The following is a 12,779-nucleotide window of genomic DNA, read 5'->3' as shown; positions in this document are numbered from 1 at the left end:
GTATTAAAATTTTAAATTAGCACCAATAACAAATGATCTTAAAGTTGGATAAGCATCAAGCTCTACTCCTTGAGTTCCGTAAGGATTTCCGTCACCATTTAATTCTGGAGAGAATCCTGAGAATTTTTGTGTAATAAATGGGTTTATAGCGTTTACATAAATTCTGCAAGCGCTAATGAAACTAGTGCTTTGTAATGGCAGCTTGTATCCCAGTGTTATGTTATTAATTCTAAAAAAGTCACCAGATTCTAAATAATAAGTAGAAGCAACGGGCACTTGATTAAATGGTGCTGGGTTTGAAGCTGTTAAATTATTGGCTGTCCAGAAATCTGTAGCAAGAGATTCTTCTATGTTTTCTCCAGAAAAACGCTGTGCTTTTTTGCCGTTGTATACTTTTGCGCCTGCTGTTCCGTATCCATCAACAGAAAAATCAAAGTTTTTGTAATTGAATCCTAAAGAAATACCGTAATTAGATTTTGGCAAACTGGATCCAACATACTTTTTATCTGTAGCTGCGCTTAAAGCATCTTGAGTTACTTTGTCGCCTGCTGCATTATAGTACAGCATTTTACCATTTGTAGCGTCAAAACCTGCATATTCATAGACATAAAAACTTCCTAGTGGTTGGCCAACTGTAGTATTATCAAGCAATTTAGTATCTTGGCCGTTACCCAATCCTCCTCCAATAACTGGAGATAAAACCACATTTTTTAAACCAGTAAGCTCATTTTTATTATTTGAAAAGTTACCGCCAATGTAATAGCTAAAATCATCATTGATTTTATCATCCCAACGCAAAGAAATCTCATATCCTTTGTTTGATACTTCTCCAACGTGTGCCGGTGATGCGCTTGTAATCCCTGATGTAGAATAAGGTTTTGTATTTAAAATTACGTTGGTTGTATTTTTTTCATACAAATCAACAGTTCCTTTTAATCTATTATCTAAAAATTCAAAATCAAGACCTACTGAAGATTCTTCACTGATTTCCCAAGATAAACTAGGGTCAATTTGCGAGTTGATTGTCGTTCCTTCGTTTAATATGGAACCTCCTAAATATGTGTTCAAACCAGAAGTATACCCTTGACTGTTAAGCGGTACATTTTGATTTCCCAATCGTCCCCAGCTTCCTCTTAATTTTAACAAATTGATTCCTTTCACATCTGTCATAAAGTCTTCTTTGGTAATAATCCATCCTGCACCAAAGGCAGGAAAAGTTCCCCAACGATAATCTTTGCCAAAATTTGATGAGCCGTCACGTCTTATTGTTCCTGTCACCAAATATCTGTCCATCAATTTGTATTGGAAACGACCCAAGTATGAAGCTAGTTTTGTTTCATTAAAAACCTCATCTTTATAACTTATCACATTTGTTGCGTATTCAACATCTTTTAAAGCCCAATAGTTAGCATCGGAATTTACATTTTTCCTTTTGATAGTCAATTTTTCTCTAGATCCCTTAACATTTGTTTCAATGCCTGCAGTAACTTCGACATCATGAATTTCAGCAAATACTTTATTGTATGTTAAGTAATTGGACAAATTCCAATTAAAATATTCTTCTCTGCCTTTGGTCAATGAATTTAAATTGGCATTTGGAAATAGTTTCTCATAATCACTTGCCACTTTATCAGGGTTTCCTGCTAACCAAATATTTTTAGTGTCTTCAAAATTATATTGTTTCCAAGTATAATACTCTCCATTAAATTGGGATGTAAACTTTAATGATTTTATAATTTCATAATCCAATTTCAAACCTCCCTGCAAGTTTACACTTCTTTGCTCTTCATTAAAAAAGTCAAGTTGAGCTACCGGATTTCCAACATTATTAAATGCTGCCCCTGTTTCACTTGCAAAACCATCATCCCCAACTCTGGAAACTCCGTATTTACCATCTGCAAAACGAACCGGTACAATTGGAGATTGTTTGTAGGCATTTGTGAAAGCTCCCAATGGTTTTGGTGTAGACTTAGTAGATGTAAAACTAAAATTTTGATTTAAAGTCAGTTTCTTAGAAATTTTATATTCGTTATTATTTCTAAAGGTAGTACGGCCATAATCCAATCCATTTAAAATTGCTTTTTCTTCATAATTTCCTAAACTGAAAAAATATTTTATGTTTTCAGTTGCTCCCGAAACAGAAATATTGTTTTGATTATAAGTTCCCGTTCTGGTAATTTCATCAAACCAATCTGTATTAACGGGTTGATCCTGAGAAAAAGTAGTAGATTGCAAAGCCGAATTCGTATAGTAAGCATATTTGTTACTACCAGCCATTTTCACTTTTTTAAGTGGTTCTCTTATACCAGCATAACTTTCTATTTCTACAGAAACCTTTTCTCCTTTACCTTTTTTTGTAGTAATAATGATAACTCCATTCGCAGCTCTTGTACCATAAATAGCTAACGCTGAAGCATCTTTTAGAATATCATAAGAAGTAATGTCATTAGTGTTAATGTTATTGATGTTCTCAGTTGGCATTCCGTCTACGACATATAAAGGAGTTCTTCCTCCTAATGCAGTTCCTAAACCTCTAATAACCACTGAAGGAGTACTTCCTGGCAAATCAGATGAAGTAACCTGCACCCCCGCCGCCTTACCTTGAATAGCCTGCGATGCATTCAATACTTTGGTTTTGGCAATTTCTTCTGCTTTTATAGAAGAAATTGCCGTAGTATTATCAATTTTCTTTCTTGTACCGTATCCAATAACTACGACTTCTTTCAATGCAGTGTCTTTGGATTCTTTCATTGTTATAGTCATCGGTGTCAAAGTTGCAGCTACTGATACAGATTCAAAACCGACTAAGCTAATTTTTAATATTGTGCCCTCTTTGGCATTAATACTAAAACTTCCATCAAAATCAGTATCAGTGGAAACATTTCCTGCAACAACAAATGCTCCGGGAATTCCAATTCCATTCTGATCCGATACTTTTCCTTTGATTACTTGACCAGACATATAGGCTGGAAGTAGAATGAGTGCTAAAAAGCTAAAAATAAAATTTCTCATAGGTTTATTAAACGTTTAAGTTAGTTGAGCTAAATTAACCAATTACAACGTTGTAGTAGCTGAAGTGACACTACTACATAAATACATCAAACCGTGTTTTTATTTTTATAAATCCTTGTTTTAAAGGATTTAAGGAGATCATGAAGAAGTATGGCAAAAGCTAATGATGTAGTAATGATGTATTGTTATTCCATAAAAATTATGCGAAATAAATATATTATTAATAAAAAAATACATCATTTTATATAGATAATAAAAATTTAGAAAGCACTTCTTCTTGAGAAAGCCCAAGTTTTTTTCTTAAACGGTAACGGTGCAGCTCTACACCTCTAAAAGAAATATTCATCATAGGAGCAATTTCTTTGGAAGAAAGATTCATTTTCAGGTACACACACAGCTTAATATCCTTAGAAGTCAGATTTGGGTATTTCTTTGAAAGAGCAATAATAAACTCATTATTAATTTGATTCAGATTAGTCTCAAAAATTTCCCATTCATGCTTATTAACAGCATTAATTTTTATAGCTTTTTTTATCTCGCTTTTTAGTTTATTGAAATCCGATTCTGAATCTAATATATTCTGAATGTTTTCAATCATTTCGCTTTGCTTAGCAATCGAAAGCGATTTGCCTGCTACTTCCGAAGATTTTGACTGCAATTCGAGTTCCAGAATATGCTTCTCATATTCCTGCCTGTTTAACTCATTTTCGGCTTTCAGTTCCATCTCCAGAATTTCTCTCTGATGCTTTAGTTCCTCTTTCTGCAGTTTAAGTTTTTGAATATATTTAATCTTATTCCATTTATAATAAAGATATAAGATAAGCCCAACGACAATAAGGTAAACTAAGATCATCCAAATGGAAAAATACCATGCATTGGCTACAGTAAACTGAAAATTAGCCGCTTTATTATAGTGTAAGCCATCATTACTGTAAATGGTAACATCATGAGAACCGCTAGTAAGGTTGTTCAGGAGTATCAAGCCTTCCTTTATTGGAACTAACTCTTTTTTACCATTTAATCTGTAAAATAAATCTGGTTTCGAAGCTCCGTAAACTCCAGATATAACATCAATCCTCAACTCTGAATTGTGCTTGATCTTCGAATTATTTTCGACTAAATTATCATTATTGAAGGCTTCAATTTTTACATTCGCTTTTTCTTTCTTATTATACCTTAAATCTAAAGAAATGAAGCCATCATCCAGATTGAGCAAATAATTATTTTTATCTTTAAAAATCTTCAAATTATCATTAATGATTTTTCCTTTATAATATTTCTCCTGAATACTGTTCCTGATAAACTTAGATCCTTGAGCATAAACATGATATAAAAGACCATCTTGCAGCACCATAAAATGATTTTCATCGATAGAGACAATATTGGAAACATTTTTGAAATTTTCATTAAACAATTGATTAGCTTCTAATTGATTAGTAAAGGAGTTGAATGTGTACCATGTATTGTTAATCAAAAAAAGGATTTCATTTCTAAATTCAAATATTTTCACTCCAAAGTCATTGCTAATTTTACTGCGCTGGGTCACATTATCGACTTTGATTTTATAAGCATCATTATATAAAATACGATATAAGCCTCTATTGATATCTGCTGCCCAAATTTCATTCTTTCTATTTTGGGCAAGGTACTTAATTGGCTTCTGCAACCCTTTAAGCGCTGTCTTTTCTTTTAAATTATTGGCATCATTATAAATTACAATTCCGCTGTAAGTAGCCTGCAGATAGGAATTATTAATGGCGCTCTTGGCTAGATTCCACCCTCCGTTAATAGTACTCAGCTTACTGAATATACCATTTTTATAAATATATGTTCCCTCATTATGACCTATGAGATACTGATCGTTTATTTTACTGATAACCCAAGCCTGTCCCTGCGTACTGGGAATCAAAGAAAGCTGTTTTCCTTCATACTTAAACACACCATGATTGGAAGCCATCAAATAGCCTTGCGGAATGCTCGCTACCGAATAAACCGAACCTAAAATCCCTGAACTGTCATAAAATATTGAAATTGGGGAATTTACCTCAATATGAGCGATTCCGTTATCAAGACCTAGCCACAAATCATTTTCTTCGTCCTGTCCAATACTCAAAATAGAATTGTTCATCAGGACATTGTTCCTGTTAATATTTTCATAAGTGCCATCTGTCAAGTCCAGAATATAAACGCCATTATTTGCGGTACCAATAATCAGTTTATTATTTTTGATAAATTGGGCAACATTAATATTAGCAGATTTTAGAATTTCATTTAACTCGTTTTTCCAAGCGCTTAAAATATTATTTTCAAGCACATAAACTCCATGCTTTTTGGTAAAAAAATAGGTTTTTCCTTGATATTTCTGAATAGAATGTATTACGTTATTTTCTAAAAGGGACAGCCCGTTTACTTTTTCAATCTCTCCATTATTTAGCCTGTAAATTCCTTTTTCTACAGAAGCAATCAATAATTCATTGCCGGCAATAAAACAATAGGATATTAAAAAAGGAAAAATTTTCTCTTTAATCACTTTTCCGTCATATACAAAAAGACCATTAAAAGATTGAAAATAAATTTTATTATTAAACTTAAATATCTTCCATATTTCATCATTATTATTCTTCTCATCAAATACTTTCTTCCCTTTGGAAATAGAAACATAATGCATCTTGGCATCCTTTCGATACCAATAGCCGAATTCCTGATAAGAACCCGAATAAATCTTATCTCCTTCGACCATTATTGATCGGATTATAGTTTTATTGGGTAATTTATATTTCTCCCATTTTACGCCATCATACCTTAGCAAATAGTTATTATTAGCAAAATACATAGCATTATCTTTTCCTTGTGCTACGCTCCAAATCTGGTTATCTCCCTGATAATTTGATTTGCTGTAATTTTCAACAAAAGGGAGCAATTCCTGAGCTGTAAGATGTAATGATATAAAACCAAAAATGAATATATAGATAAGTTTAGTTTTCAAAATGTAGCGATTTTTTATCAAATATAATTACATTTCCGCAATTAAAAACACAAAAAAAGCCTCTGAATACAGAAGCTTTTTTGGACATTCATTATTTATTTTTTAATTCAGCAGTAATTTATACACTTGATTAGCAATTTCGATTTCTTCGTTGGTAGGAACAACCAAAATTTTCGTTTTCGATTCTGGCAAATTGATTTCTCGAATTTCTTTGGAACGGATTTCATTTTTAGACAGGTCTAATTCAATCCCAAAATACTCCATATCGGTACACACTAATTTTCTGATGTAAGATGAATTTTCACCAATTCCAGCAGTAAAAATAATGGCATCCAAACCATTTAAAGCAGCTGTATAGGAACCAATGTATTTTTTTATTCGATAGGCATTCATTGCTAATGCCAATTGACAGTCTTTATTTCCCTGCTCAGCATTTGATTCAATATCTCTTAAATCGCTATATCCTGTCAAACCAAGCATTCCGCTTTGTTTTTGCAATAAAGCATTAGCTTCGTCTGCTGTATAATTCAATACTTTCATCATATGAAATATTACAGATTGATCGATATCACCGCTTCTGGTTCCCATAATCAATCCGCTGATTGGAGTAAAGCCCATCGAGGTCTCAATACTTTTCCCATCTTTCACAGCTGTAATGCTACAGCCGTTGCCTAAATGTATAGTAATCATATTTTTATGAGGCTTATCTGAAGCTCTCAGATACTGAACTGCCTTTTCAGATACATATTTATGAGATGTTCCATGAAAGCCATAAGCTCTAATTTTATTCTCCTTTAAAAAATAATTAGGAATAGCATACTTATATGCTACCTCAGGCATTGTTTGATGAAAAGCAGTATCAAAAACAGCTATTTGTTTGGCTTCAGCAAAAATTTCTTCGGCCACAATAATTCCTTCTAAATGCGCTGGATTGTGCAAAGGTGCTAAATCACATAATTTTCTTATTTCTTCTTTAACTTCTGGAGTGATCAAGGTTGTATCCGAAAATGAGCTGCCGCCATGCACCACTCTATGTCCAACAGCTTCAATCTCTTTGGTGCTTTTTATAACTCCTTTTTCGTCATCCATAAGCAATTGAGCGATTTTATTAAGCCCAATTTTATGATTGGCGATTGGCAGAATTTCCTCTACTTTAACGGCTTTGGTTACATAAGTAAAATTAGATGTTTCCAACCCTATTCTATCAATCATCCCTGAACAGACTACTACTCCAGAAGGCATTTCTATCAATTGGTACTTTATAGAAGAACTTCCTGAATTTATTATTACTATTTTCATATTATAATCCTTGTGCTTGAATTGCCGTAATCACGACAGTGTTAATAATATCATCTATTGTACAGCCACGGCTTAAATCATTTACAGGCTTATTTAACCCTTGCAGCATTGGACCAATTGCTAATGCTCCAGTTTCTCTCTGTACTGCTTTATAAGTGTTGTTTCCTGTATTCAAATCAGGAAAAATCAATACGCTGGCGTGACCAGCCACTTCAGAATTCGGCATTTTGCTTTGTCCTACTTCCAAATCGACAGCTGCATCGTATTGAATAGGACCTTCTATTTTGAGATCTGGGCGTTTTTGTTTCACTATTTCCGTTGCAGTTCTCACTTTATCCACTTCATCACCTTTTCCAGACGAACCGGATGAATAAGATAACATGGCTATTTTTGGTTCTATTCCAAAACCAATACTAGAATCTGCAGATGAAATTGCAATTTCTGCCAATTGTTCGGCCGTAGGATTTGGATTGATTGCACAATCACCAAAAATAGAAACGCGATCTTCCAGACACATGAAAAATATAGAGGAAACAACAGAAGAGTTAGGTTTGGTTTTAATAAACTGCAATGCAGGCAAAATAGTATGCTGAGTAGTATGTGCCGCCCCGGAAACCATTCCGTCAGCATGCCCTTTATACACCATCATCGTTCCAAAATAAGAGACATCCTCCATTAAATCCCTTGCCATTCCAAGAGTCACATTTTTGGCTTTTCTTAACTCATAATAAGTATTTACATAATCATCATACAGCTCTGATTCTATTGGATTTATAATCGGTATTCTTGAAAAATCCAACTCTAAGCCTAATTCAGCTACTTTACTTTCAATTTGTTTTTTGTTCCCAATAATAGAAAGATCCACAACATCCATCGCTTGTAAACGGGCAGCAGCAATGATAATCCTTTCATCACTTCCTTCGGGCAAAACGATATGTTTTCTATGTGCTTTAGCTCTTTTTACCAAATTATACTGAAACATTTTTGGCGTCATTCCTTCGGCTTCAAAAGCGTTAAACTTATCGATCAAAACATCTAAATCTACATATTTATCAAACGTATTGATCGATGTCTCAATTTTTTGCAGGTTATCAGGATAGATTTTAGATTTAATATTTCCTATTTTATTCGCAATATGATACGTTCCCCCTTCTACGGTAATAATTGGCACTACTGATGAAAGTCCTTCTATCAATTTCATAATACTATCCTCTGGAATAATATTTCCAGTCAATACAATTCCTGAAACTGATGGATAATTGGCAGATTCATTTGCCTGCAAGGCTCCCAGAATAATATCGGCTCTGTCACCAGGCGTGATAATAAGCCCATTTTCTTTCAGATGCAGTAAGTAATTGCATAATTGCATTGCTCCAATACTGTAACTTCCTATTTGATTGTTTAAATATTCATGACCAAATAATATTTCGGCATTCAATACTTCGACAATCTCATGTATAGTAGGATTGTTTAAACTTCCAATTAATGGTATCGAATTTACAAGAACCGATGACGGCAGGCTTTTTTTCAGACTGGTAGTAACTAACTCCAGATTCTCCGGCTGTACTTTATTGGCAATTACAGCCAATACTTCCACTTCTTTAATCTTAAAGGAATTATGAGCAAGATTTAAATTATCAATTAATTCATCTAAAGTTTTTCCTTCCCCAGAGCCAACAATAATAGTAGGAACACCTAGATTTTTTGCAATCAAAACATTCATATCCAGCTCAATGACTGTGCCTTCTCCTGTAAAACTGGTTCCTTCAACCAAAATAAAATCAAAACGGTCTTCCAGTTTTTTATATTTTTCAATAATCAAATCAACAACTTCTCCTAATTTGCCATTGTTTTTTTTCTTGATTAATTTACTTTTGGTAATAGCATAAGCATCCTCATATTCAATATCAAGATCAAAATGCGAAATAACCATTTCAATATGCGTGTCTTTTTTCTCCTTTTCATAATCTTCAATAATAGGTCTGAAATAGCCCACTTTTGCAGTCTTTCCCAAAAGCATTCTCAATAACCCTAAAGTAATTATTGTCTTGCCGCAATTCTCTTCAATAGTTGCGATATATATAGCTTTCTTCATATTGTAAATTTTATTTTTTCCTTTTATATTAATTACAAAATTAGATGTTTAATTTCCTAATAAATATGACCAAAATCAGTTTAAATAAAATTAAAACCATTTTCGTTTCTTGAAATAAATAACCATGCCAATTACTGTCAAAAACATGAAGGCAATTACAAAATAATAGCCATTTGGTTCCCGCAGTTCTGGCATATTATCAAAATTCATCCCATAAACTCCCACAATAAAAGTCAACGGAATGAATATGACCGAAATAATGGTCAGCGTTTTCATAATCTCATTCATTTTATGCGTCTGCGCTGCAAAAAAGAAATTAGAAGCACTTTCCAATGAAACCATATCCGATTCTATTTGTTCCAAAAGTTCTAAACATTTTTGATGCAAACGGGTAAAAAAACTAAAATTATCCGATTCAATTTCATCAAAAACATTATCCTCTTTAATACTTTTAATATCATACAAAGAATCCCGAAGCGGTATAATAGAGCGCTTTAAAAAATTAAAAATATCCCTGTGTTTTTCAATTTTTTCCAAAATAATGGGGTCAGCACTATTTTTGGTACAGTCTATCAAATCTTCTATTTTATCCTCTTCGGCTTCGATCGTAATATAAAAATTACCTATAATGGCATCCAGCAGAATATACAATAAATAGTCTGCCCGTTTAGAGCGCACAATTCCGGAATTGGTACGGATTCGTTCCCTTATATGGGTGAAAAAATCACTTCTTTTTTCCTGGAAAGAAATCAGAATTCCTCTTTTCAGCAAAAAACTAATTTGTTCAACCCTAATATCATCGGAACTTTCAGAAGGCAAAATCGATTTTATATTAAAGAACAAAACCTCTTTTTCTTCTTCCAGTTTGGTTCTCTTAGTTGTATTCAGAATATCAGCCAGCATAAAATCGTTGATGTCAAAATATCCTGCAACATCTTTAAGCAGATCAACATCGTTTAAACCATGAATATTCAGCCAATTGGTTTTAGCTAAATCAATATGTTTTTCTAAATTATCAATAGTCCCGTTTTCATATTCAGAAACCGTGCAATCATCAAAAACAAACAATTGCATTTCAATTTCTTTATTTTTGTGCTGTCCCGTATATTCGAGCGTATAAGGCTGTAATCTCTTCCCTTTCTTGTATTTAATCTTTCTCATAAAATAATTTGTATAGTAATATTACAAAAAAAACTGCAAACGCTGGCTTTAAGGCATAAAAAAACCGAGCCATTTCTGACTCGGTTTCCCATTTATTATAGTGTTGAGACGCGATTAATCGCGTCTCAACGAGAAATAATTATTTTACTTCTTCAAATTCAACGTCTTCAACATTGTCTCCTTGCGATTGAGCTTGTGGCTCAGCTGCTTGTTGACCTTGTTCTCCTTGAGCGTACATTTCCTCAGTAGCTTTTTTCCAGGCTGCGTTGATGTTGTCAAGAGCAGTTTGAATTGCAGGGATGTCTTGAGATTGGTGAGCCATTCTCAATTCAGTCAATGCATACTCGATAGCCACTTTGTTATCATCAGATAATTTAGCTCCAAGCTCTTTCAATTGAGACTCAGTTTGGAAGATCATTCCATCTGCTTCGTTCAATTTTTCAGCTCTTTCTCTTGCGATTTTGTCAGCATCAGCATTAGCTTCAGCATCTTTTTTCATTCTTTCGATTTCTTCAGCTGTCAATCCAGAAGAAGCTTCAATACGAATATCGTGAGATTTACCAGTTCCTTTGTCTGTTGCAGAAACTTTGATGATACCATTAGCATCAATATCAAAAGTTACTTCAATTTGAGGAACTCCTCTTGGTGCTGGCGGGATACCATCTAAGTGGAAACGACCGATAGTTTTGTTATCCACAGCCATTGCTCTAGCTCCTTGCAATACGTGGATTTCAACAGATGGCTGAGAATCAGCAGCAGTAGAGAATACTTGAGATTTTTTAGTTGGGATAGTTGTGTTAGCCTCAATTAATGTAGTCATAACACCACCCATAGTTTCGATACCTAAAGATAAAGGCGTAACGTCAAGCAGCAATACATCTTTTACATCTCCAGAAAGAACTCCACCTTGAATAGCAGCTCCAATAGCAACAACTTCATCAGGGTTAACTCCTTTAGACGCTTTTTTACCAAAGAATTTTTCAACTTCGTCAACAATTCTTGGGATACGGGTAGAACCTCCAACCAAGATAACTTCGTCAATGTCAGAAACAGATAAACCTGCATTTTTCAACGCTTTAGCAACTGGTGCCATAGAACGTTTTACTAATGAGTCAGTTAGTTGCTCAAATTTAGCTCTAGTTAATTTTTTAACTAGGTGTTTTGGTCCAGAAGCTGTAGCAGTTACGTATGGCAAGTTGATTTCAGTTTCTGCAGAAGATGACAATTCAATTTTAGCTTTCTCAGCAGCTTCTTTGATACGTTGTAATGACATTGGATCCAAACGCAAATCGATACCTTCTTCAGCTTTAAATTCGTCTGCTAACCAGTCAATAATTTCGTGGTCAAAATCATCTCCTCCTAAGTGAGTGTCTCCATCTGTAGACAATACTTCGAAAACTCCGTCTCCTAATTCAAGAACAGAGATATCAAAAGTACCTCCACCTAAATCGTAAACAGCAATTTTTTGATCAGTTCCTTTTTTGTCCAAACCGTATGCCAAAGCTGCTGCAGTTGGTTCGTTGATGATACGCATTACTTTAAGACCTGCAATTTCACCAGCTTCTTTTGTAGCTTGACGCTGCGCATCATTAAAGTAAGCAGGGACAGTAATAACCGCTTCAGTAACTGTTTGACCTAAATAGTCTTCAGCAGTTTTTTTCATTTTTTGAAGTGTCATAGCTGACAATTCTTGTGCAGTGTACAAACGGCCGTCAATATCCACACGTGGAGTATTGTTGTCACCTTTTACTACTGAATAAGGAACTCTTTTTGCCTCCTCAGTGATTTCAGCAAAAGAATGTCCCACAAAACGTTTGATAGAAGCAATAGTCTTAGTTGGATTAGTTACTGCTTGTCTTTTAGCAGGATCTCCCACTTTAATTTCTCCACCTTCAACAAAAGCGATGATAGATGGTGTAGTTCTTTTTCCTTCCGCATTAGGAATAACAACTGCTTCATTACCTTCCATTACAGAAACACAAGAGTTTGTAGTACCTAAATCAATTCCGATTATTTTACCCATTTTTAATATATTTAATTTTTATTATATACTTATTTTATAACTCGAAGACTCAAAAGCAATCACTGTGCCAATATAAAAAACCGAGTAAAATGTCAGTTTATAATACAATTGGCATAAAACAATATGACAAACTGACATTTTGTAATTCATTTACTTCATCAATTTACTAAAGCTCATTTGGGCAAGACCACATTAGGTAAAGG

The 12,779-nt window shown here is 33.9% G+C and carries 6 protein-coding genes; all 6 read right to left on the bottom strand.

The features are described from left to right. Positions 1-3: 3 nt before the first annotated feature. Entirely contained in the window at positions 4-3,012 is a 3,009-nt protein-coding gene (locus tag AC1DVP_RS06485; protein ID WP_477182686.1) for a SusC/RagA family TonB-linked outer membrane protein, read from the bottom strand. Positions 3,013-3,253: 241 nt separating this feature from the next. After that, positions 3,254-5,998: a helix-turn-helix and ligand-binding sensor domain-containing protein gene (locus AC1DVP_RS06480; RefSeq protein ID WP_477182685.1), complete on the bottom strand. Its 2,745-nt coding sequence runs from the start codon at positions 5,996-5,998 to the stop codon at positions 3,254-3,256. A gap of 102 nt (positions 5,999-6,100) precedes the next feature. Continuing rightward, positions 6,101-7,297 (bottom strand): acetate/propionate family kinase, encoded by a 1,197-nt coding sequence (locus tag AC1DVP_RS06475; RefSeq protein ID WP_477182684.1) that lies wholly within the window; start codon positions 7,295-7,297, stop codon positions 6,101-6,103. Position 7,298: 1 nt separating this feature from the next. Then, positions 7,299-9,392: a phosphate acetyltransferase gene (pta, locus tag AC1DVP_RS06470; RefSeq protein ID WP_477182683.1), complete on the bottom strand. Its 2,094-nt coding sequence runs from the start codon at positions 9,390-9,392 to the stop codon at positions 7,299-7,301. 90 nt (positions 9,393-9,482) lie between these two features. Beyond that, positions 9,483-10,553 (bottom strand): magnesium/cobalt transporter CorA, encoded by a 1,071-nt coding sequence (corA, locus tag AC1DVP_RS06465; RefSeq protein WP_477182682.1) that lies wholly within the window; start codon positions 10,551-10,553, stop codon positions 9,483-9,485. Positions 10,554-10,692: 139 nt separating this feature from the next. Further along, on the bottom strand, positions 10,693-12,576 hold the full coding sequence (gene dnaK / locus AC1DVP_RS06460; RefSeq protein ID WP_477182681.1) for a molecular chaperone DnaK: 1,884 nt from the start codon (positions 12,574-12,576) through the stop codon (positions 10,693-10,695). Positions 12,577-12,779 lie beyond the last annotated feature (203 nt).

It is taken from the genome of Flavobacterium sp. P3_A6, assembly GCF_056403035.1.
This window is presented reverse-complemented; position numbering and strand designations above follow the sequence as displayed.

Coding starts and splice junctions, on each gene's coding strand:
- AC1DVP_RS06485 (WP_477182686.1), bottom strand. CDS start 3,012: ATGAGAAATTTTATTTTTAGCTTTTTAGCACTCATTCTACTTCCAGCC.
- AC1DVP_RS06475 (WP_477182684.1), bottom strand. CDS start 7,297: ATGAAAATAGTAATAATAAATTCAGGAAGTTCTTCTATAAAGTACCAA.
- dnaK (WP_477182681.1), bottom strand. CDS start 12,576: ATGGGTAAAATAATCGGAATTGATTTAGGTACTACAAACTCTTGTGTT.
- corA (WP_477182682.1), bottom strand. CDS start 10,553: ATGAGAAAGATTAAATACAAGAAAGGGAAGAGATTACAGCCTTATACG.
- pta (WP_477182683.1), bottom strand. CDS start 9,392: ATGAAGAAAGCTATATATATCGCAACTATTGAAGAGAATTGCGGCAAG.